We start from the raw sequence: 22,481 nt of genomic DNA, 5'->3' as shown, positions 1-22,481 counted from the left end.
TAAAAAAAAATTTTTTTTAAAAAATGTTTATCCAAATTTAATGGCAAAAATAATAAATCCATTTAGTATTAAATTAACTAAAAATAATACTTTACCTGCTGCACAAGCAATGCTGTATGCCACGGGGTTAACAGAAGATGATTTTAATAAAGCTCAAGTTGGCATAGTTAGTAATTGGTATGAAGGTAATCCTTGTAATATGCATTTAAATATTATTAGTAATAATATTAAATCATCTGTAAAAAAATATGGAATGGTGGGTTTTCAATTTAATACTATAGGTATTAGTGATGGAATGTCTATGGGAACATCTGGAATGAGATATTCTTTACCTTCAAGAGAATTAATAGCTGATAGTATAGAAAGTGTTGTTAAAGCTCAACATTATGATGGATTAATAGGTATTCCAGGATGTGATAAAAATATACCTGGAATAGTTATGGCCATGTTACGTATTAATAGACCTTCCATATTAGTATATGGAGGGAGTATATCATCAGGATATTATAATGGTAAAAAATTAAATATAGTTTCAGCTTTTGAAGCTTTAGGAGAAAAAAATATAGGGAAAATTTCAGAATTAGAATATAAAAATATAATTAAACATGCTTGTCCTGGACCAGGAGCCTGTGGAGGAATGTATACAGCTAATACAATGGCTTCTTGTATTGAAGCAATGGGAATTACAATACCATATTCATCTTCATCATTAGCTAATAGTAACTTTAAAAAAAAAGAATGTGTTAATATAGGTTTTTATATAAAAAAAATTTTTAAAAAAAATATTAAACCACTGGATATTATTACTAATACATCTATAAAAAATGCTATTACTCTAGCAATTGCATTAGGAGGATCAACAAATTTAGTAATACATATTTTAGCTATAGCTAAAACTGCTAATATAAATTTAAAATTAGATGATATTCAAAATATCAATAATAATGTTCCAATTATAGCTAATTTAAAACCAAGTGGAGATTTTTTAATGGAAGATATACAATCTATGGGAGGAATTCCTATAATTATAAAATATTTATTAAAAGAAGGATATATAGAAGGAGATTGTATGACTGTTACAGGAAAAACAATAAAAAAAAATTTAGAAAAAATACCTGATATTGATTTTAATCAAAAAATTATATATCCTTTATTAAATCCTATAAAAAAAAATGGACATATACGAATTTTATATGGAAATTTAGCTCCAGAAGGGGCGGTTGCTAAAATTACTGGAAAAGAAGGTGATCTATTTTCAGGATTTGCACAAGTTTTTAATTCAGAAAACTCTGCTAATGAAGCAATAATTAATAATAAAATAAAAAAAGGAGATGTTATAGTAATTAGATATGTAGGTCCTAAAGGAGGTCCTGGAATGCCGGAAATGCTTAAACCTACTTCTTATATAATGGGTGCTAATTTAGGAAAAAAAATTGCTTTAATAACTGATGGAAGATTTTCAGGAGGATCTCATGGATTTGTAGTAGGTCATATTACTCCAGAAGCTCAAAATGGAGGATTAATTGCTTTAATAGAAAATGGAGATATTATAATAATTGATGCAATAAATAATACTTTAACATTAAAAATAACAAAGAAAGAAATAAAAATTAGAAAAAAAAAATTTATAGCTCCCCTTTTAAAAGTTAATTCAGGATATTTATATAAGTATTCAAATACTGTATCATCTGCTTCTAATGGATGTGTAACAGATAAACTGTAAATTATGAATAAATATATTAAAGGATCAGAAATTATTATAAAAACACTTATTCTTGAAAAAACTAAATATATATTTGGATATCCTGGAGGAGCTATTATGCCGATATATGATGCATTATATTATTATATAAAACAGATATCACATATTTTAACACGTCATGAACAAGGTGCTATACATGCCGCTCAAGGTTATGCTAGAGTTAGTGGAAAAGTAGGCGTATGTTTTACTACTTCAGGTCCTGGAGCTACAAATTTAATTACTGGCTTAGCAGATTCTTTAATAGATAGTACAGCTATACTATGCATTACTGGACAAGTTTCATCTAATTTATTAGGTACTGATGCCTTTCAAGAAACGGATATAATAGATATTTCAATACCTGTTACAAAATGGAATTATCAAGTAACAAAAGCTAAAGATATATCATATATTTTATCAAAAGGTTTTTTTATAGCTCAATCTGGAAGACCCGGTCCAGTTTTAATAGATATTACAAAGGATGCACAATTAGAATTATCAAATTTCAAATATAAAAAATATTTGAATATTTTTTTAAAAAAAAAAAAAATAAATATAAAAAAAATAGAAAAAGCAGCTACTATTATTAATAATTCTAGTAAACCTTTTATTATTATTGGGCAAGGAATTATTTTAGCTAATGCAGAAAAAGAATTAAAAGAATTTATAGAAAAAACTAATATTCCTGCAGCTAGTACACTTTTAGGATTAGGTGCGTTAAAAACAGAAAATATTTTAAATATGGGCATGTTAGGAATGCATGGGCATTACGCACCTAATATATTAACTAATAAATCTGATGTAATAATAGCAATAGGAATGCGTTTTGATGATAGAGTTACAGGAGATCTAACTAAATATGCTAAAAAATCTAATATTATTCATATAGATATAGATGAATCTGAAATTCATAAAAATATGAATACAAATATATTTTTATTAGGAAATTGTAAAAAAATTTTAAAATTATTATTATCTAAAATAGAGATAAAAAAAAATAAAAAATGGAAAAAATTTTTTTTTTTTTTAAAAAAAAAAGAAGAAAAAAAAGTAATAAAAAATGATTATTATACTAATAATATAGGTATCACTATGGGTGAAGTTATTAATTATATTAATTTATTTAAAAAAAAAAAAAGTGTTTTAGTAACAGATGTAGGACAACATCAAATGTCTGCTTCTAGATATTTTAATTTTACTTGTAAAAAAAGTCAAATTACTTCTGGTGGATTGGGAACAATGGGATTTGCTTTACCAGCCTCTATAGGAGCTAAAATTTGGGGAAAAAATTGTCAAATAATATGTATAGTGGGAGATGGAGGAATTCAAATGACTCTACAAGAATTGGGAACTATTATGCAGCATAATATTACTATAAAAATTATATTATTAAATAATAATTATTTAGGAATGGTGAGACAATGGCAAGAATTTTTTTTTGAAAGAAGATATTCTTCTACGAAAATTATAAATCCAGATTTTATTAAAATGTTTTATTCTTATGGAATAAAGTATAAAAAAATACTTAATAGAAAATATTTAAAACAAGATATTAAAGATCTGTTAAATACCAAAAATACATATATACTTGAAATAATGATAGAAAAAGAATATAAGGTTTTTCCGATGATTACTCCTGGAAATTCTATAGAGAAGATTAGATTAAAATCAATTAATGAATAAAAAATTACATATTATTCTTATTTCAGATAATTTAATAGGTTCTTTAATAAGAATTCTTCTAACTTTAAATAGAAGAAATATTAATTTTAAGAAAATTTCTTTATTAGAAAAAAAATTATTTACTAATTATTTTTACATAATAAAATTTGAAATTAAAACAAAAAAAGTTTATAAAATTATTAAACCAATAAAAAAAATTATAGGAATAAATAAAATTTTTTTTTATTATTATAAATAAAATTTTATACAAAAAATAATTTTTATGAAATTTAAATTTGGAAAAATTGAAGAAGAAATTATAACAAGAAAAGATTTTTCTTTAAAAAAAGCTCGAAAATTTCTTTCAAATGAAACTATATGTGTATTAGGTTATGGCGTTCAAGGTCCTGGACAAGCACTTAATTTACGTGATAATGAATTTAATGTTATAGTTGGACAAAGAAAAAACTCAAAGTCATGGGATAATGCATTAAAAGATGGTTGGATAGAAAATAAAACATTATTTTCTATAGAAGAAGGAGTAGAAAAAAGTACAATAATAATGTTTTTATTATCTGACGCCGGGCAAATTGCAGTTTGGCCAAAAATAAAAAAATATTTGTCTTCAGGAAAAGGTTTATACTTTTCACATGGGTTTGGATTAACTTTTAAGAAAAAAACAAAAATTTATACTCCTAAAAATATAGATATATTTCTTGTTGCTCCAAAAGGCTCAGGAACTAGTCTAAGAAGACTTTTCAAAGAAGGAAAAGGTCTTAATTCAAGTTATGCTATTAATCAAGATTATACTGGAAAAGCAAAAAAAAGAGCTTTATCTATAGGAATGGGAATAGGATCAGCTTTTTTATTTGAAACAACATTTAAAAAAGAAGTTTATTCTGATTTAACAGGAGAAAGAGGCTCTTTAATGGGAGCAATACAAGGCCTTTTTTCTGCTCAATATAAAATTTTAAGAGAAAATGGTCATTCTCCATCAGAAGCATTTAATGAAACAGTAGAAGAATTAACACAAAGTCTTATGCCTTTAATAGCAGAAAAAGGAATGGATTGGATGTATGAAAATTGTTCTACAACTGCCCAAAGGGGGGCTTTAGATTGGTGGAAAACATTTAGAGATATTAATATACCTCTATTTATCAACCTTTATAAAGAAGTTTCTTCAGGAAGAGAAGCTGAAAAAACTATACTATCAAATAGTAAAAAAAATTATAGAAAAAATCTTAAAAAAGAATTAAAAGAAATAAAAGAAAGTGAATTATGGAAAACAGGTAAAATAGTACGTAAACTAAGACCATAATTAATATTTTAGGCTTATTTTTAATAACTTAATTTAAGCCTAATTCTTAAAATAAAGAAGTGAATTCAAACGAATATTTTCCATCAGTTAAAGATATAATAGAAGCAAAATATATCTTAAAAGATATAATTTATAATACTCCTTTACAAAAAAATAATATTTTATCAGAAAAATATAAATGTAATATTTTCTTAAAAAGAGAAGATTTACAAATAGTCAGATCATATAAAATTAGAGGTGCATACAATAAAATTAAAAGTATATCAAATGATGATCTTAAAAATGGTATTGTATGTGCAAGTGCTGGTAATCATGCACAAGGTGTAGCCTATTCATGTAATAAATTAAAAATTTATGGAACAATATATATGCCTATAACTACTCCAAAACAAAAAATAGATAGAGTTAAAATGTTTGGAAAACAATATATTAAGATTATATTAACAGGAGATACATTTGATGAATGTAATTATAAAGCATTTAAATCTTGTAAAAAAAAAAAATTTATACATCCATTTGATGATAAAAAAATTATAGAAGGACAAGGAACAGTAGGATTAGAAATTTTACAACAAATGAAAGATAAGGTAGATTATATTTTTCTTCCTGTTGGAGGTGGTGGATTAGCTTCTGGAGTAGGAAGTTATTTTTATCATATAAGTCCATATACTAAAATAATAGGTGTAGAACCGAAAGGAGCGCCTTCTATGAGTTTTTCATTTATTGAAAATAAAGTAATTGAATTAAAAAATATAGATAGATTTATAGATGGTGCATCTGTAAAAAAAGTAGGATTATTAAATTTTAATATTTGTAAAAAAGTATTATTTGATATAAAACCTTTACATGAAGGAAAAGTTTGTACAACAATACTTGATTTATATAATTTAGAAGCAATAGTCGCTGAACCTGCTGGTGCTTTATCTATATCAGCATTAGATATTTATTATGATAAAATCATAAATAAAAATGTAGTTTGTATATTAAGTGGAGGAAATAATGATATTATTAGAACAGAAGAAATTAGAAAAAGATCTTTGATCTATAAAGGATTAAAACATTATTTTATAGTGAGATTTCCTCAACGTGCTGGAGCACTTAAAGAATTTGTAAGTACTATTTTAGGTACTAATGATGATATTACATATTTTCAATATTCTAAAAAAACTTCTAAAGAAGAAGGTCCAGCTGTAATAGGAATAGAATTATCAGATAAAGAAAATTTTTCAGGAATGATAAAAAAAATGAAACAATATAATATACATTATCAATATATTAATGATAACCCAGATTTATTTGATATACTTATTTAATGTTAAAAAAGATTAAAAATTTAAACAAAAAATTATCTAAAATTAATATTAATTCTGCTTCAGAATTAGAAATATTTAGAATAAAATATTTAGGTAAAAAAGGAATATTAAATTCTTTTTTTAAAGAATTTAAATATATTAATAATTATGAAAAACAAAATATAGGATTATCACTTAATACATTTAAAAAAAATATTAAAAATATTTTTTTATATTATAAAAATTTTTTTTTAAAAAAAAAAAATATTAATAATAATATAGAGGATTTAACAAAACCTGGTAATAAAAAATATCTAGGATCTAGACATCCTATTTCTATAATAAAAAATAGAATTATAAATATTTTTAATAAAATAGGATTTAAAATTTGTGAAGGCCCAGAAATAGAAGATGATTGGTATAATTTTACAGCATTAAATTTTCCATATAATCATCCTGCTAGAGAAATGCAAGATACTTTTTTTATTAAAAAAAGTTCTAAATTATTAAGAACACATACATCTTCAGTCCAGATAAGGTATCTGGAAAAAAATAAACCTCCTATAAGAATAATTTCACCAGGTAGGGTGTATAGAAATGAAAATATTTCTTCATATTCTCATTGTATGTTTCATCAAATCGAAGGATTATATTTAGATAAAAAAGTCTCATTTAAAGATTTAAAAAATACTATTAATTTTTTTATTAAAAATTTTTTTGGTAAATCTATAACTAGATTAAGACCATCTTATTTTCCATTTACAGAACCAAGTGCAGAATTAGATATATTATGGAATAATAAATGGCTTGAAATCATTGGATGTGGGATGGTAGATCCTATAGTTTTAAAAAATGTTAATATAGATCCTGATCTATATTCAGGTTTTGCTTTTGGTATGGGAATAGAACGTATTTCATTAATGATTTATCATCTAAATGATATTAGATTTTTTTTTGAAAATGATTTAAGATTTTTAGAACAATTTAAAAAAGAATTTTAATATAAACTTCTTTGTCTAATTGCTTCATATAAAATTGCCCCACAAGCTACTGAAACATTTAAAGATGATAAAGAATTTTTTAATAAAGGTAATTTAACGGTATTATTACAAATTGATAAATAATTTTTTGATATTCCCTTTTCTTCATTTCCTAATATAAAAGCTGTAGGATTTCTATAATTAATATTATAGCATATATAATTTGTTTTTTCTGTGACAGCTATAACTTGTATTCCAGAATTTTTTAAAAATTTAATAATTTTAATTATATTATTTTCTTTACAGATTGGTACTTTAAAAAGCCCACCTGATGATGTTTTTATAGAATCACTATTTACTATATTGTAATTATGAATAATAATAGCATCTACACCAGTACAAGCTGAAGTTCTAACAATAGAACCAAAATTTCTAACATCTGTTATACTATCTAAAATTAATAACAATGGTATTTTTCCAGAAAAAAAAATATTAGGTATAATATTTTCTATTTTAGAGAATTTTATAGGATTAATAAAGGCAAATACTCCTTGATGATTTTTTTTAATGAATTTTTTAAAATTTATTTTTTCAATAATTTTAATTTTTTTTTTTTTAGAAAATTCTATTATTTTTTTTAATTTATAATTATTATTATAAATATTTTTTATTATAAATATTTTATAAATTTTTTTTTTATATTTTATTGCTTCATATAAAGGGTTTATACCATAAATAATAAGTATTTTTTTATTCAAAATAAAGTTAAATATTTTTCCACATCTATTGCGGCCATACATCCTGTACCAGCTGATGTAATAGCTTGCCTATATATTGGATCTTGAACATCTCCTGCTGCAAATACTCCAGGTATATTGGTTTTAGTAGATCCTTTTTTTGTTATTATATAACCATTATAATCTAAATATAATTTTTTTTTTACTAAATTAGTATTAGGTTTATTACCTATAGCTAAAAAAATAGCTTTTACATTTATTTTTTTTTCTTCATTAGAAAGATTATTTTTACATAATAAATATTCTAGGGTTTTTAACCCTATTATTTTTTTAACTTCATTATTAAATAATAATTTAATATTATTAATCTGTAAAATTTTATTTTCTAATATTTTAGAAGCTTTAATTTTATTTTTTCTAATTATAATATATATTTTATTACATATTTTTGATAAATAAATAGCTTCTTCAAGAGCTTTATCCCCCCCTCCAATAATAGCCACATTGGTTTTTTTATAAAAAAATCCATCACATGTTGCACATGTAGATATTCCATGTCCTATCAATGATTTCTCATTATCTATATCTAGATATTTAGGAGATGCTCCTGTTGCTATAATTATAGTTTTAGTTTTGAATTTTTCATTATTATCTAATATTATTTCATGTGTTTTTTTTTTATAAAAATTTATATCTTTTACAGAATTAAATTTTATTTTTGAGCCAAATCTTTCAGCTTGTTTTTGTAATTTTTTCATTAAAATATAACCTTTTATTCCTTTAGGAAATCCAGGATAATTTTCTATTTCATTAGTTTCTATAAGTTGCCCACCAGGTTTATTACCTGTATATAAAATATGATTTAAATCTGCACGAGCTATATAAATAGCAGAAGAATATCCAGCAGGTCCTGATCCTATAATAATGCAATCATAGATTTTATCCATATTTATTAATTATTAAATATTTTAGACAAAAGTTCTTTTATAAGATATTCATTTTTTAATGAAGAATTTTTTATTTTAGTGTCTGATTCTCTTATATATGAAATAATATTTTTTATTTTATTTAATGGATAAATTTTTATTGCTTTAAAATATATATTTTTTTTTTTAATAAAATTAAAATTATTTAATTTTAATAAATTAAATTTAATTATTTTAATAAAAAAAATATATATTCTATTTAATACAATACTAATTGTTACATTTTTTAAATTAAAAATTGTTTTATAAGATTTAAATAAATCTTTTTTTACTATATATAATTCTAATTTAGAATATTTATTATTATCTTTTAATAAATTTTTTTTTATAAATTTTTTATCTATTTTTTTTTTATCATTTAATAATATTAAAATTTTTTTTATTTCATTATTTATTTTATATAAATTTTTACCTATATATTTTATTATAAGGTTAATAGCATTATTAGTAATAATAAATCCTATTTTTTCAATTTCATATTGAATAAAATAAAAAATTTCTATTTTTTTTAATTTTACACTATTATAGATAGTTCCAATATTTTTAATTTTATTATATAATTTTGTGTTCTTATCAAGAATTTTATCATTATAACAAATAATTAAAATAGTATTACTATTAATTATTAATTTATATAAATTTTCAATATTGTATGCTAAATATTGTGCTTCTTTTACAATTATCAAATTGTATAAATTTTCTATATGTATAGGAATTTGTTTTACAACAAAAATAAGATTTTTAAGATCTATATCATATCCATATATGATTTTTTTATTAAAAATTTTTTTTTTAAAAAAAAAATTCAATTGAATTAGATAAATTTTCTATTAAATATCTTTCTTCTCCCATAAAAAAATAAATAGGTTTTATTTTTTTATTCTTCAAATCTTGAAGTATTTTTTTTTTATATGTTAAGAACATTTTTTTAAATGAAATATAATTTTTATTATAAATATTATAATAATAATACATATATTTATTGTATTATTAGAAATAAATATTATATTTTTACTAAAGAAGAATTTATTAGACAAAATATATTATATCATTTAATTATAAATAAAGGATATGATATCTCTTCTATTTTTGTAGAGAAATATTTTATATTTAATAAGGTAAAAAAACGTATAGATATTATAGTTTATAATAAAAAAAAACCTTATATTCTTATTGAATGTAAATCTTCATGTATTTTTTCACAAAAAGTATTTGATCAAATCATTAAATATTTTTTTTTTCTTAAAAGTAATTATTTAATAATTACTAATTATATAAATTATTTAATATTTAAAATAGATAAAAAAAATAATAGAATTTTATTTTTTAATAAAATTCCAAATTTTAATTAATTTTTTTTTATAAAGTATTAATATATTCTATTAAATCTAGTAATTTATTAGAATAAGCAACTTCATTATCATACCATGATATTACTTTTAAAAAAGTAGAATTTAACATAATACTAGCGTTGGCATCAAATATTGAAGTTCTTTTATCTCCAATAAAATCTGTTGATACTACAGGATCTTCTATATATCCTAAAATATTTTTATATTCATTTTCTGAAGCTTGTTTAATAACAAATTTTACATCATCATAATTTGTTTTAGTTTTTAAACTAACTGTCAAATCTACTACTGAAACATTCACTGTAGGAACCCTAAAAGCAATTCCTGTTAACTTTCCATATAATTCCGGTATTACCTTGCCAACAGCAAGAGCTGCACCTGTATATGATGGAATAATATTTACTAGTGCAGAACGGCCACCTCTCCAATCCCTAATTGATGGAGAATCAACTACTTTCTGAGTTGCTGTAGCTGAATGAACAGTTGTCATTAATCCTTCTAAAATTCCAAATTTATCATTTAATATTTTAGCTATAGGAGCTAAACAATTAGTAGTACATGATGCATTAGATATTATATTTTGATTTTTTTTTAAACAAAAATGATTAACACCCATTACAAACATAGGAATATCGTCTTTTGGAGGTGCAGATAATATAACTTTTTTCGCACCTGATTTTAAATGATTAAATGCTTTTTCATATGTAAGAAAGGCTCCTGTTGATTCTACTATGTAATCTGCATTTATAATGCCCCAATCAATTTTATTGGGATTTCTTTCAGAAGTAATTCTAATTTTTTTATTATTAACTATAATATTATTATTACTTATTTTTATACTTTTTTTAAAAATTCCATGTGTTGAATCATATTTTAACATATAAGCTATATAATCAACATCTAAAATATCATTTATAGCTACTATTTCAATATTTTTTCTTTCTATAGAAGCGTTAAATAGTAATCTACCTATTCTTCCAAAACCATTTATACCAATTCTAATTTTAGACATAAATTTTTTAGTTAATTTGTTATTAACAAGCTATAATATCTGATATCTTAATAAGATCTATATCAATTTTTCTTTTTTTTTTTATAGCTTTTAAAAAGGGAGTAAATATTACTTTATTAGCTTTTATTCCTGTCATTACGTTTTTTTTACCTGAAATTAAAGCTTCAACAGAAGCTACTCCAAGACGGCTCGCAAGAACACGATCTGAACAAGTAGGATAACCTCCTCTTTGTATATGACCTAATATAGAAACACGTATATCATAATCAGGAAATTTTTTTTTTGTAGTTTTAGCTAAATCATAAACACCTCCTAATTTTTTTCCTTCAGAAACAATAATTATACTAGAATATTTACCTTTTTGTTTTACTTTTTCTATTGAATAAAAAAGTTTATCTAAATTATATTTTTTTTCTGGAATAAGTATATCTAAAGCTCCAGTAGCAATACCACTATTTAACGCTAAAAAACCGGAATCTTTTCCCATAACTTCTATAAAAAATAATCGATTATGAGATTTAGCTGTATCTCTAATTTTATCTATAGCTTCTATTGCTGTATTTAAGGCAGTATCATATCCAACAGTAAAATCAGTTCCATATATATCATTATCAATAGTACCTGGAATTCCTATTATAGGAATATTATATTCTTGACCAAAAATCATAGCTCCAGTAAATGATCCATCGCCACCAATTACTATTAGTCCTTCTAATCCATTTTTTTTATAATTTATATTTGCTTTTTTTCTACCAAATTTTGTTTTAAATTCCTCAGAACGAGCAGTTTTTAATAGAGTTCCCCCTCTATGAATTAGATTATTTACATCTGTAGGTACTACCTTTCTCATTTCATTATTAATTAAACCTTTATATCCTAATGATATACCAATACAATTCACACAATAATATGAAGCGGTTCTAACAACAGCACGAATTGCAGCATTCATACCAGGAGAATCTCCTCCTGAGGTCAAAATACCTATTTTACCTATATTCATTTAATGATTTACTTAAAAAAAAATTTATTAATTATAATTATATTAATATAACGTATAATTCATGTATTATAATTTTTTAAAAGAAATTATATATAATCCTATCAATTCTATATCGATAATTTTTAATTTAGTCTTAATAGATTGTCTATTATCTATAGATAATGCAGCCATATTAACAACTATTGTTAATAAACTTAATAAAGAAGATAGAGAAAAAACGTTAAAATATGGAATTTACGGAGCATATTTATTTAGATTTTTTTTTTTTATGTTTGCTTCTGTAATAATTAATATGTGGTATTTAAAATTAATTGGAGGAATATATTTAATATATTTAGGATATAATCATTTTATAGATAAAAAAAAACCTTTCTTTTTAAGAAAAAATATATTTATTTTAAATTTTATCCCTAAAATGTGGAGAACTATTTTTTATGTAGAAATAATAGATATTTTATTTTCAATAGATAACATTTTTGCAGGAATATCTTATTCTAATAATACATTATTAATGTTTTTAGGAATTTTTATAAGTTTATTTATAATAAGATTTAGTACAAAAAAAATTTTAAATTTAACAAAAAAATATTCTTCTTTAGAAAACTCTGCATTTATTATTCTAATTTTATTAGGATTTAAATTAATATTTTCTATATATGAAATATACTATCCAGATAATTATTTAACTACTTTTTTACAAAGTAAAATTGTAAAAATTTTATTTTCTTTAACTAATATTAGTATATTTATAATTCCAATATTATATTATAAATATATAAAAAAAAATTAAATTAATATATTTAATGGCTTTTGTAATAAGTTTTTTAAACTTTTTAAATAATCACTACCTACTGCACCATCTATAATTCTATGATCACATGTTAATGTGAATTTAGTAGTATTACCTATTACAATTTTATCATTATTTATAATAGGTTTTTTTTTTATACTTCCTACAGATAAAATACAAGAATTAGGTTGATTTATAATAGATGTAAATGAATCTATACCAAACATTCCAAGATTGGAAACAGTAAAAGTACTACCTTCTAAATCATTATATTGTAGTTTATTTTTTTTAGCTTTTATTACTTTTTCTTTTATATCAAAAGATATTTGTCTTAAAGATTTTTTATCTACATTATTAATTACAGGAACAATTAATCCATCTTCTAATGCTACTGCTATACCTATATTAATATTATTATGGTATAATATACTTTTTTCTGTCCAAGAAGAATTTATTTTAGTATTTTCTTTTATAGCTATAGCTGAAGCTTTCACAATTAAATCATTAAAAGATATTTTATTTAAATTTTTTTTTTCATTAAGAGAGTTTCTTAATTTAATTAAATTATCCATAATTATTTCTATAAATAAAGAATAATGAGGTGATTCAATTTTAGAATTAATTAATCTTTTACTAATTATTTTTCTCATATGAGAATGATCAACTTCATTATAATTTAATTTATTTTTTTTATAATATTTTTCTATATCTTTTTTTATAATACGTCCATTATTTCCAGTGCCTTTAATCTGATCTAATGAGATTCCTTTATCAAAAGCAATTTTTTTAGCTAAAGGAGAAACAAAAATTTTTTTTTCATTTCTTTCTTTTAGCAAAGAACTAATATCTTCATGTTCAGAACCTAAAATAGCTAATAAACTATTTACTGGGGCACTTTCTCCTTCTTTAATTCCAATATAAAGTAATGTCGAATTATATTCAGCTTCAAATTCCTGAATGGCTTTATCCGTTTCGATTTCAGCTAAAATATCTCCTTCTAAAATTTGATCACCTATATTTTTATGCCATTTGACAACAGTACCTTCTTCCATAGTATCGCTTAAACGAGGCATCAATATAACTTCTGCCATATTTTTTTAATTTTATTAATTAATTAATTTTTTTTATTATAAACTACACTATACATTTTTTTTACATTTGTATAATTTGACAATTCTGCAAATTGAACACATTCATCAATTTTTTGATTAATTTCATCTTTAAATGAATTTAATTTTTTTTCTGTAACTAATTTTTTTTCTAAAATATATTTCTTTATTAAAATAATAGGATCTCTATTTTTATATTCATTTACTTCTTTTTTACTCCTATATGATTCTGAATCTGACATAGAATGACCTCTATATCTATAAGTGCGAATATCTAAAAATGTAGGACCATTACCATTTCTAGCTCTTGAGATGGCATTATAAGCATGTTCATATATTTTTATAGGATTCATTCCATCTACACAAAAAGATGGCATTTTATATGAAAAACCTATTTTATAGATTTCTTTAATATTCGAACTTCTTTTTACGGAAGTGCCCATTGCATATTTATTATTTTCGCATATAAACACAACAGGTAATTTCCAAATCATGGCCATATTAAAAGTTTCATGAAGTGATCCTTGATTAACAGCTCCATCACCCATAATTGTTAATGTTACAGCATCACGAGAAAAATATTTATCAGCAAATGCAATTCCTGCTCCTAAAGGAATTTGTCCGCCAACAATTCCATGACCTCCATAAAAACGATATTTTTTACTAAAAATATGCATAGACCCCCCCATTCCATAAGAAGTTCCAGTATTTTTCCCCAATAATTCAGCCATAATATTTTTAGGGTCTACCCCCATAGCAAGAGGTAAAATATGACATCTATAAGCAGTAATCATTTGATCTTTATTAAGATCCATAGCATGAACAATACCTGCAGGTATAGCTTCTTGGCCATTGTATAAATGTAAAAATCCTCTTATTTTTTGTTTTAAGTATAAAGACCTACATTTATCTTCAAATTTTCTCCAAAATGACATATCTTTAAACCATTTTAAATATATATCATTATTAATTTTTTTCATTTATTTTAAATAAATATTTATAATATATATATTTATTTAAAAAAAAATTATATATATAATTTATAAAACTTTTTAAATAAAAAGTAGGCCTCGTAGCTTAATTGGATAGAGCATCTGACTACGGATCAGAAGGTTGGGGGTTCAACTCCCTTCGAGGTCACTTTTGTTTATATTATCATTCAAATTATTTTATGAATAAAAATTTTATAAAATTATCAGATCAAGAAATAATACGTAGAAAAAAACTTTATGAAATTATAAAATTGGGTATAAATCCTTATCCGTCTGAAGAATATTATGTAAATGCAACATCAATATATTTGATTAAATTTTATGAATATGGAAAAAATGTAATTATTTCTGGACGTATTATTAGAATGAGAATAATGGGAAAAGCCTCATTTATAGAAATGAAAGATAAACATGGAATAATACAGATTTATCTTAAAAGAGATAGTATAAAAAATTATGATTTTTTTTTTAAAAAACTTTTAGATATTGGAGATATTATAGGAATAAAAGGTTTTTTATTTAAAACTAAAAGTAATAAGACTACTGTACATGCTAAAAAAATAAAATTATTATCTAAATGTTTACGTGTTTTACCCCATGTTAAACAAGATGAAACTGGAAAAGTTCATGACTCTTTTTATGAGTCTGAACAACGTTATCGTATGAGATATTTAGATTTAATAGTTAATGATAAAACAAAATCTATATTTAGAAAGCGAACTAAAATAATACAATATATTCGTAATTTTTTAAATAAAAAAGGATATTTAGAAGTAGAAACTCCTATACTTCAATCAATCCCTGGAGGGGCTATCGCTCGTCCATTTATGACTCATCATAATGCACTAAATATACCATTATATTTACGTATTTCAAATGAATTATTTTTAAAAAAATTAATTGTAGGAGGATTAGAATCCGTTTATGAATTTTCTAGAAATTTTAGAAATGAAGGTATAGATAAAATACATAATACAGAATTTACTATTTTAGAATTATATGTATCTTATAAAGATTATTTTTGGATGATGATTTTTATAGAAAAAATGCTAGAATTTTTATGTGTAAAAATACATGATAAAAAATTTATAAAAATTGGATATAATATTATAAATTTTAATATTCCATTTAAAAAAATAACAATATTAGATTCAATTAAAGAAAATACTGGCTATGATTTATATGGAATGGATGAAAAAAATATAATTAAAATATGTAAAAAAATAAATGTAAAAATAGATAATAGTATGGGAAAAGGTAAAATTATTGATCTAATTTTTAGTGAAAAATGTGAAAAAAAATATATTAATCCTACATTTATTATGGATCATCCAATAGAAATGAGTCCTTTAACTCAAATACATAGAAGTAAAAAAGGATTAACTGAAAGGTTTGAATTGATAATTAATGGAAATGAAATAGCAAATTCATATTCTGAATTAAATAATCCTATTGATCAATTAAAAAGATTTAGAGAACAAATTAAACTCTATAATAAAGGAGATAATGAAGCTATGTTAATAGATTGTAATTTTATACGTTCTTTAGAATTTGGAATGCCCCCATGTGCAGGAATAGGAATTGGAATAGATAGGTTAATAATGTTATTAACAAATAACAAATGTATACAAGATGTTTTATTTTTTCCTCAAATGAAATAAAATTATATATTAATTAATAATTTATTAATGGCTTTATTAACAATTTCAAATTTAAATTGTTTTATTGAATTTTTCATTATATATGAAAGTTTTTTATTACATAAATTGCTTATACTTCCTTCATGAGAATGTTTTATCTCAGTAATTGGATAAAAACATCCTTTTTGGATATCTAATCCAATTTTTTTATATGCTTCTCTAAATGAGACACCTTTTTTAACTAAAGAATTAACAACTTCTACACTAAACAAATATTTATATTTTTTATCATTTAATATTTCTTTATTTATAATTAGTTTTTTAAACATAAATGTAGATATTAATATTATTGTTTTAATTTCATCAAATATTGGTAAAAAAATTTCTTTAATAGTTTGTAAATCTCTATGATATCCTGAAGATAAATTAGTTATTATAATTGATATTTGATTAGGTAAAGAAATAATTTTATTACATCTAGATCTTATTAATTCAAATACATCTGGATTTTTTTTGTGTGGCATTATGCTAGATCCTGTAGTTAAATTATCAGGTAATGAAAAAAAATTAAAATTCTGACTCATATATAAACATATATCTTGAGATATTTTACTCATAGTACTAGCTAATGATGAAATAGCTTGTGAAACTATACGTTCTGTTTTACCTCTACACATTTGTGCATATACTACATTATAATTTAAATCTTCAAAACCTAAAAGATCTGTTGTAAGTTTTCTATTTAATGAAAAAGATGATCCAAATCCAGCTGCTGAACCTAAAGGATTTTTATTAGAAATATTATAAGCGTTTTTTAAAAAACATATATCGTCTATAAGACTTTCTGCATAAGAGGCGAACCATAAACCAAATGAAGAAGGCATAGCTATTTGATAATGTGTATAACCAGGAATTAATATTTTTTTATAACGATTACTTAAATATATTAAGACATTAAATAATTTTTTAATTAAAAAAACTAATTCTTGTATTTCTTTACGAATAAATAATTTTATATCTAATAAAATTTGATCATTTCTAGATCTTCCACTATGGATTTTTTTACCGATTTCTCCTAAACGTTGAGTTAATATTAATTCTATTTGAGAATGTATATCTTCGACATTATCCTCTATTTTAAATTTTCCAGATATAATTGTATCATAAATAATATGTAATTCTTTAATTAAAGAATTTAATTCGTTAATGTTTAATAGACCTATTGTTTCTAACATTATTATATGTGCTAATGTCCCTATAACATCATGAGGTGCTAAAAATAAATCTAAATTTCTATCTTTTCCTACTGTAAATATTTCTATTTTTTTATTAATTTCAAAATTTTTTTGCCAGAGTTTCACAATATATATATTATAATAAAAAATAATTTATTTAAAAATAAATTACTAACAATATTAAAAATTATAATCTATAATAAAATGACTGATGTAATAAAATTATTATCAAAAAATGTATCAAATAAAATAGCATCTGGAGATGTAATACATAACCCATCATCAATATTAAAAGAAATTTTAGAAAATTCTATAGATGCTTATGCAAAAAATATAAAAATAATATTATTAAATGGAGGTAAAGATAGAATACATATTATAGATGATGGTATAGGAATGAGTAAAAATGATGCTATAAAAAGTTTTGAGAGATATTCTACGTCAAAAATAAATAAAGTAGAAGATCTTTTAAATCTTTCAACTAAAGGATTTAGAGGTGAAGCTTTATCTTATATTACTTCTGTTACCCAGATAGAAATTGATACAAGATATATAGAATCAGATATAGGAATAAGGCTTATTATAGAAAATGGAAAATTAAAATATAAACCATTACCAATTTCCATGGATAAAGGGTGTAGCATATGTATAAAGAATATATTTTATAATATTCCTGTTAAAAGGAAATTTTTAAAATCTTCTAATTTAGAATTAAAAAATATTATTAATGAATTTTATAAAATTGTATTAAGTCATAATGATATAAATTTTATTTTAAAAAATAATAAAAAAATTGTTTTTTTTTTAAAAAAATCTTCACATAAAAAACGTATAATAAAAATTTTTGGTAAAAAAATAAAAAAATATTTAATTAAAATAAAAAAAACGACTAACTTAGTTAAAATACAAGGTTACATAACAAATACTAAATATTTTAATTTAAAAAAACAATATATTTTTTTAAATAAACGATTTATAAAAAATAAAAATTTACATAATGCTATTATAAATTCTTATGAAGGTCTTACAAAAAAAAAATATAATCCTTCTTATTTTATTTTTTTAACGATGGATCCTAGTAAATTTAATATTAATATTAGTCCATACAAAACAAAAGTAAAATTTTATGATGAAATATATTTATGTAATAAAATTAGTACTCTTATTAAAGAATATTTAGGAATTAATAATATTAAAAAATTTTTTTTAAAAAAAAAAGATACTGATAAAAATTATATCTTTTTTTTTAATAAAAAATATAAAAATATAAAAGAATCTTTAAAAGAAAAAAAATTTAATTCTAATTTTTTTTTAGAAAACGTAAATAAATATTATTTATATAAATGGATTCAAATTTATAATAAATATCTATTAGGCTTTATTAAATTTGAACTCATATTAGTCAATCAAAATCGTGCTCATCAAAGAATTTTATATGATTTTTTTTATTATAAAAAATATAAAAAAAAAAAAAAAATTCGATTTCCAATCGAAATAAAAATTATTAATAAAAATTATTCTTCTATAAAAGAAATAATAAATAAATTAAATTATTTAGGATTTGAAATTAATCTTATTAAAGATATTATTTTAGTTAAATATATACCTCTAATGTTAGAGTCATATAATATATCTAATTTTATAAAAAGTATTATATCAAATTTTGATTTAAATCTTGAGATTTTTTATAAAAAAATATGTAAATATTTTTCTATTAAAAATGGAGTAAAAATTAATAATTTAAAAATTAAATATTTAATTAAAAATTTATTTAATTCTAACAATCCATATTATACACCTTTTGGAAAAAAAATTATATTTAATTTTACTAAAAATTAAATTTAAAATAATTTTATGTATAAAAAAAAATTTTTTATTAATGAACCAATACATGATTATAATAATGATATTATTTCTCGTTTAAAATTAAAAAGACTTTATGATGAAATGTTTAATTCTAAAATAGATATTCCTCAATATATTGGAAATGAAAAAATTTTTAGTGGAATAAAACATCCTATTTCTCCTCCACATGATAATAAAAAAATTATAGGATATTGGCATGAAGGATCAGAAAAAGATATTAATAATGCAATTAATTCATCTTTATCAGTCCATAAAAATTGGTCAAATTTATCTTGGGCAGATAGAGCTTCTATATTTTTAAAAGCTGCTGATTTAATTTCTGGTCCATATAGAATGAAAATTAATGCAGCTACAATGATTGGTCAATCGAAAAATATTTTTCAATCTGAAATAGATGCCGCTTGTGAATTAATAGATCTTTTAAAATTTCATATAGAATATGCATATATAATATATAATAAGAAATATTTATATAGTAGAGGAGTTTTTAATAGTTTATATTATCGTCCTTTAAAAGGATTTGTAGTTGCAATAACACCATTTAATTTTACTTCTATATCTGGATATTTACCAGCTTGTATGGCCCTTATGGGAAATGTTGTATTATGGAAACCATCTAATAAACAATTATATTCTGCAAATGTTTTAATGGAAATATTTAAAAAATCTGGATTGCCTGATGGTGTAATTAATATGTTATTAACAAATGTAAAAACTACATCAAATGTTATATTAAAACATAAAAATTTTGCAGGAATAAATTTTACAGGCTCTACAGAAGTCTTTAAAAAAATATTTAAAAATATAAGTAAAAAAATAGATTTATATAGATATTCTCCACGTATTGTAGGAGAAACAGGAGGAAAAAATTTTATATGGGTACATCCTAATTCTAATTCAAAAGAAGTATCTATAGCACTTTCATATGGAGCTTTTGAATATCAAGGACAAAAATTGTCTGCTGTGTCTAGAGCTTATATACCAAAATCTTTATGGAAAGAAAATATAAAAAAATTATTAATAAATAATATTCATTCTATGAAACTAGGAAGTCCTAGGAATTTTTCAAATTTTATTACATCTGTAATTGATGAAATTAGTTTTAATAAAATTAAAGGATATATATATAGAGCTAAGAATGATAATAATTGTAATATTATTATTGGTGGAAAATGTGATAGTTCAAAAGGTTATTTTATTACTCCAACAGTAATAGAAACTAATAATCCATATTATGAAAGTATGATAGATGAAATATTTGGCCCAGTCTTAACAGTTTATATATATGAAGATTCTAATTGGGAAAAAACTATTTATTTAGTGAATAAAACAAATTTTTTTTTTACAGGATATATATTTTGTAATGATAGATACATAATATCTTCTATTACTAATAAATTTAATGCTGAAAATATTTATATAAATTATAAACCTACTATCCCCCAACATTTTGAGGGAGGTTTATATTCTTATATGAATTTACTTAAATGGGTTTATCCAAGAATAATAAAAGAAAATTTTTTATAAAGAAGTAGACTTTTTTATCGCGTTTATTATTAAATAATGAGGAAAGTCCGGACACATTAGGGGAACACATCGGGTAATTCCCGGCCATCGTGAGATTAGGAATAGTGCAACAGAAATAAAGTACAGTTAGGCTGTAGTGAAATATTGTAAACTCTGTGTTGTGAAATGCAATGTATACCGGATACTTTTTAAAAAAAGTGTAGTATTCCCTTTAACTATTAATTCGGGGGGTGGGCAGATAGAGTAAAAAGGTAACTTTTTTCCCAGATAAATGATAAATACAGAATCCGGCTTATAAGTTTACTTTATTATAGTTTTTTTTCTGCTATTCTTAATATAGCACTTCTTGATCTATTATTTTTTTTAATTTCTTCTTTAGAAGAAAAAATTATTTTAGGTTTTAAAAGAATTAAAGGTGATATATTATTACCATATCCATCATATGAAACAACTCCATTAAAATTTCCAGTTTTTAAAAATTTTTTAACAATTCTATCTTCTATAGAATTATAAGATATAACAGCAATTCTACCTCCAGGTTTTAATATAGATAAAGAATTATTTAATAAATATTTTAATGCATTGATTTCATTATTTACTTCTATTCGTAAAGATTGAAAGATCTTTGATAAAAATTTATTTTCTAGTTTTTTTTTAAAAAAAACTTTTAATATATTAATTAAATCAAATGTATATTTTATATATTTTTTTTTTCTTTGTTTTAGAATTAATTTTGCTAAAAATTTATAATTTTTTATATCTCCATATATTTTAAATATATTATATAATTCATTATATGAATAATTATTTATTATATATTTTGCATTAATTTTATTAAAAGTATCCATCCTCATATCTAAAATACTATTAGATCTAATTGAAAATCCTCTTTTTGGAGTATTTATTTGATGAGAAGAAATTCCTAAATCAGCTAATATACCAGAGACTTTATTAAGATTATATATTTTTAATATTTTTTTTATAAATATATAATTGGTTTTCACAAGATTAAATCTTGTATCAATTATATTATTTTTTTTTATAGAATATATATCTTGATCAAAAGCAATTAGCCTCCCTTTATTATTTAATTTTTTTAATAATGAAAAAGAATGTCCCCCCCCACCAAAAGTTGTATCTATATAAATTCCATCAATTTCTTTAACTAAGAGAGTCAAGGTCTCATCCAATAAAACAGGATTATGATATTCATACATTTTTTTATACATTTATATGTAAAAT

General features: G+C 21.8%; 21 protein-coding genes, 1 tRNA gene and 1 other RNA gene. 13 read left to right on the top strand and 10 right to left on the bottom strand.

The window, feature by feature from the left end; genetic code table 11:
• Positions 1-40 precede the first annotated feature (40 nt).
• Genes ilvD through pheS form a run of 6 tightly spaced genes read left to right on the top strand, consistent with a single transcriptional unit; the run spans position 41 to position 7,014 of the window.
• Positions 41-1,723, top strand: a complete 1,683-nt coding sequence (ilvD, locus tag SMPSPU_RS01450; RefSeq protein WP_041094179.1) for a dihydroxy-acid dehydratase — start codon at positions 41-43, stop codon at positions 1,721-1,723.
• A gap of 3 nt (positions 1,724-1,726) precedes the next feature.
• A complete protein-coding gene (gene ilvB / locus SMPSPU_RS01445) occupies positions 1,727-3,424 on the top strand; it encodes a biosynthetic-type acetolactate synthase large subunit (RefSeq protein WP_041094108.1) in 1,698 nt (565 codons plus the stop codon).
• Positions 3,417-3,662, top strand: coding sequence for a hypothetical protein (locus tag SMPSPU_RS01440; protein ID WP_041094106.1), 246 nt, complete (start codon positions 3,417-3,419; stop codon positions 3,660-3,662). Before ilvB ends, SMPSPU_RS01440 begins: the two co-directional genes overlap by 8 nt.
• A gap of 24 nt (positions 3,663-3,686) precedes the next feature.
• Positions 3,687-4,721: a ketol-acid reductoisomerase gene (gene ilvC / locus SMPSPU_RS01435; protein WP_041094103.1), complete on the top strand. Its 1,035-nt coding sequence runs from the start codon at positions 3,687-3,689 to the stop codon at positions 4,719-4,721.
• Positions 4,722-4,780: 59 nt separating this feature from the next.
• Positions 4,781-6,034: a threonine ammonia-lyase gene (ilvA, locus tag SMPSPU_RS01430; protein ID WP_041094101.1), complete on the top strand. Its 1,254-nt coding sequence runs from the start codon at positions 4,781-4,783 to the stop codon at positions 6,032-6,034.
• Positions 6,034-7,014 (top strand): phenylalanine--tRNA ligase subunit alpha, encoded by a 981-nt coding sequence (gene pheS, locus SMPSPU_RS01425; protein ID WP_041094099.1) that lies wholly within the window; start codon positions 6,034-6,036, stop codon positions 7,012-7,014. Before ilvA ends, pheS begins: the two co-directional genes overlap by 1 nt.
• Here pheS and rlmB read toward each other — a convergent pair.
• Genes rlmB through SMPSPU_RS01545 form a run of 4 tightly spaced genes read right to left on the bottom strand, consistent with a single transcriptional unit; the run spans position 7,011 to position 9,640 of the window.
• The gene (gene rlmB, locus SMPSPU_RS01420) at positions 7,011-7,793 is read right to left on the bottom strand and encodes a 23S rRNA (guanosine(2251)-2'-O)-methyltransferase RlmB (RefSeq protein WP_075050681.1); all 783 of its coding nucleotides are present in this window, start codon (positions 7,791-7,793) and stop codon (positions 7,011-7,013) included. The two genes, pheS and rlmB, sit on opposite strands and share 4 nt — an antisense overlap.
• Positions 7,748-8,677: a thioredoxin-disulfide reductase gene (trxB, locus tag SMPSPU_RS01415; protein ID WP_041094094.1), complete on the bottom strand. Its 930-nt coding sequence runs from the start codon at positions 8,675-8,677 to the stop codon at positions 7,748-7,750. Before trxB ends, rlmB begins: the two co-directional genes overlap by 46 nt.
• A 5-nt stretch (positions 8,678-8,682) precedes the next feature.
• On the bottom strand, positions 8,683-9,525 hold the full coding sequence (locus SMPSPU_RS01410) for a DNA polymerase III subunit delta (protein ID WP_041094092.1): 843 nt from the start codon (positions 9,523-9,525) through the stop codon (positions 8,683-8,685).
• On the bottom strand, positions 9,509-9,640 hold the full coding sequence (locus SMPSPU_RS01545; protein ID WP_262481936.1) for a hypothetical protein: 132 nt from the start codon (positions 9,638-9,640) through the stop codon (positions 9,509-9,511). The genes SMPSPU_RS01410 and SMPSPU_RS01545 overlap by 17 nt, the downstream gene beginning before the upstream one ends.
• A gap of 8 nt (positions 9,641-9,648) precedes the next feature.
• On the opposite strand from SMPSPU_RS01545, the gene SMPSPU_RS01405 reads away from it, so the two are divergent.
• The gene (locus SMPSPU_RS01405; protein ID WP_041094090.1) at positions 9,649-10,068 is read left to right on the top strand and encodes a type I restriction enzyme HsdR N-terminal domain-containing protein; all 420 of its coding nucleotides are present in this window, start codon (positions 9,649-9,651) and stop codon (positions 10,066-10,068) included.
• A gap of 7 nt (positions 10,069-10,075) precedes the next feature.
• On the opposite strand, the gene gap is transcribed toward SMPSPU_RS01405, so the two are convergent.
• Positions 10,076-11,080, bottom strand: a complete 1,005-nt coding sequence (gap, locus tag SMPSPU_RS01400) for a type I glyceraldehyde-3-phosphate dehydrogenase (protein WP_041094088.1) — start codon at positions 11,078-11,080, stop codon at positions 10,076-10,078.
• Between the two features lie 22 nt (positions 11,081-11,102).
• Positions 11,103-12,080 (bottom strand): 6-phosphofructokinase, encoded by a 978-nt coding sequence (gene pfkA / locus SMPSPU_RS01395; protein WP_041094086.1) that lies wholly within the window; start codon positions 12,078-12,080, stop codon positions 11,103-11,105.
• A 61-nt stretch (positions 12,081-12,141) separates the two neighbouring features.
• On the opposite strand from pfkA, the gene SMPSPU_RS01390 reads away from it, so the two are divergent.
• A complete protein-coding gene (locus tag SMPSPU_RS01390; protein ID WP_041094084.1) occupies positions 12,142-12,870 on the top strand; it encodes a TerC family protein in 729 nt (242 codons plus the stop codon).
• On the opposite strand, the gene SMPSPU_RS01385 is transcribed toward SMPSPU_RS01390, so the two are convergent.
• Both SMPSPU_RS01385 and pdhA read right to left on the bottom strand, forming a co-directional pair.
• Complete coding sequence (locus tag SMPSPU_RS01385) at positions 12,867-13,961, bottom strand: dihydrolipoamide acetyltransferase family protein (protein ID WP_041094082.1); 1,095 nt, start codon at positions 13,959-13,961, stop codon at positions 12,867-12,869. The genes SMPSPU_RS01390 and SMPSPU_RS01385 overlap by 4 nt on opposite strands.
• 23 nt (positions 13,962-13,984) lie before the next feature.
• Positions 13,985-14,959, bottom strand: coding sequence for a pyruvate dehydrogenase (acetyl-transferring) E1 component subunit alpha (pdhA, locus tag SMPSPU_RS01380; protein WP_041094080.1), 975 nt, complete (start codon positions 14,957-14,959; stop codon positions 13,985-13,987).
• Between the two features lie 86 nt (positions 14,960-15,045).
• Between pdhA and SMPSPU_RS01375 the strand changes: the two genes are divergently transcribed.
• Both SMPSPU_RS01375 and lysS read left to right on the top strand, forming a co-directional pair.
• Positions 15,046-15,119: transfer RNA gene (locus SMPSPU_RS01375), tRNA-Arg, on the top strand.
• Between the two features lie 31 nt (positions 15,120-15,150).
• Positions 15,151-16,632, top strand: coding sequence for a lysine--tRNA ligase (gene lysS / locus SMPSPU_RS01370; RefSeq protein WP_041094078.1), 1,482 nt, complete (start codon positions 15,151-15,153; stop codon positions 16,630-16,632).
• A 2-nt stretch (positions 16,633-16,634) separates the two neighbouring features.
• Here the strand turns inward: lysS and argH are convergent, their stop codons facing one another.
• Positions 16,635-17,972 (bottom strand): argininosuccinate lyase, encoded by a 1,338-nt coding sequence (gene argH / locus SMPSPU_RS01365; RefSeq protein WP_041094076.1) that lies wholly within the window; start codon positions 17,970-17,972, stop codon positions 16,635-16,637.
• Positions 17,973-18,050: 78 nt separating this feature from the next.
• Here argH and mutL point away from each other — a divergent pair, with 78 nt between their 5' ends.
• From mutL to rnpB, 3 genes are all read left to right on the top strand, one after another.
• Positions 18,051-19,685 carry a DNA mismatch repair endonuclease MutL gene (mutL, locus tag SMPSPU_RS01360; protein ID WP_041094176.1) on the top strand — a complete coding sequence of 545 codons (1,635 nt, stop codon included), beginning with the start codon at positions 18,051-18,053 and terminating at the stop codon, positions 19,683-19,685.
• Between the two features lie 15 nt (positions 19,686-19,700).
• Entirely contained in the window at positions 19,701-21,239 is a 1,539-nt protein-coding gene (locus tag SMPSPU_RS01355; protein ID WP_075050680.1) for an aldehyde dehydrogenase family protein, read from the top strand.
• Between the two features lies 1 nt (position 21,240).
• Positions 21,241-21,550: RNase P RNA component class A (rnpB, locus tag SMPSPU_RS01455), an RNA gene on the top strand.
• Here rnpB and rsmH read toward each other — a convergent pair.
• Positions 21,548-22,456, bottom strand: coding sequence for a 16S rRNA (cytosine(1402)-N(4))-methyltransferase RsmH (gene rsmH / locus SMPSPU_RS01350; RefSeq protein ID WP_041094172.1), 909 nt, complete (start codon positions 22,454-22,456; stop codon positions 21,548-21,550). The two genes, rnpB and rsmH, sit on opposite strands and share 3 nt — an antisense overlap.
• Positions 22,457-22,481: the final 25 nt, after the last annotated feature.

This window comes from Candidatus Karelsulcia muelleri PSPU, assembly GCF_000829155.1.
Taxonomy (GTDB): domain Bacteria; phylum Bacteroidota; class Bacteroidia; order Flavobacteriales; family Blattabacteriaceae; genus Karelsulcia; species Karelsulcia muelleri_A.
The sequence above is the reverse complement of the archived record's forward strand: the minus strand, read 5'-3'. Positions and strand labels throughout refer to the sequence as shown.

Bases quoted from the DNA above. Each gene is read 5' to 3' on its own strand.
- ilvD (WP_041094179.1), top strand. From the start codon at position 41: ATGGCAAAAATAATAAATCCATTTAGTATTAAATTAACTAAAAATAAT.
- ilvB (WP_041094108.1), top strand. From the start codon at position 1,727: ATGAATAAATATATTAAAGGATCAGAAATTATTATAAAAACACTTATT.
- SMPSPU_RS01440 (WP_041094106.1), top strand. From the start codon at position 3,417: ATGAATAAAAAATTACATATTATTCTTATTTCAGATAATTTAATAGGT.
- ilvC (WP_041094103.1), top strand. From the start codon at position 3,687: ATGAAATTTAAATTTGGAAAAATTGAAGAAGAAATTATAACAAGAAAA.
- pheS (WP_041094099.1), top strand. From the start codon at position 6,034: ATGTTAAAAAAGATTAAAAATTTAAACAAAAAATTATCTAAAATTAAT.
- rlmB (WP_075050681.1), bottom strand. From the start codon at position 7,793: ATGTATGGCCGCAATAGATGTGGAAAAATATTTAACTTTATTTTGAAT.
- trxB (WP_041094094.1), bottom strand. From the start codon at position 8,677: ATGGATAAAATCTATGATTGCATTATTATAGGATCAGGACCTGCTGGA.
- SMPSPU_RS01545 (WP_262481936.1), bottom strand. From the start codon at position 9,640: ATGTTCTTAACATATAAAAAAAAAATACTTCAAGATTTGAAGAATAAA.
- SMPSPU_RS01405 (WP_041094090.1), top strand. From the start codon at position 9,649: ATGAAATATAATTTTTATTATAAATATTATAATAATAATACATATATT.
- gap (WP_041094088.1), bottom strand. From the start codon at position 11,080: ATGTCTAAAATTAGAATTGGTATAAATGGTTTTGGAAGAATAGGTAGA.
- pfkA (WP_041094086.1), bottom strand. From the start codon at position 12,080: ATGAATATAGGTAAAATAGGTATTTTGACCTCAGGAGGAGATTCTCCT.
- SMPSPU_RS01390 (WP_041094084.1), top strand. From the start codon at position 12,142: ATGTATTATAATTTTTTAAAAGAAATTATATATAATCCTATCAATTCT.
- SMPSPU_RS01385 (WP_041094082.1), bottom strand. From the start codon at position 13,961: ATGGCAGAAGTTATATTGATGCCTCGTTTAAGCGATACTATGGAAGAA.
- pdhA (WP_041094080.1), bottom strand. From the start codon at position 14,959: ATGAAAAAAATTAATAATGATATATATTTAAAATGGTTTAAAGATATG.
- lysS (WP_041094078.1), top strand. From the start codon at position 15,151: ATGAATAAAAATTTTATAAAATTATCAGATCAAGAAATAATACGTAGA.
- mutL (WP_041094176.1), top strand. From the start codon at position 18,051: ATGACTGATGTAATAAAATTATTATCAAAAAATGTATCAAATAAAATA.
- SMPSPU_RS01355 (WP_075050680.1), top strand. From the start codon at position 19,701: ATGTATAAAAAAAAATTTTTTATTAATGAACCAATACATGATTATAAT.
- rsmH (WP_041094172.1), bottom strand. From the start codon at position 22,456: ATGTATGAATATCATAATCCTGTTTTATTGGATGAGACCTTGACTCTC.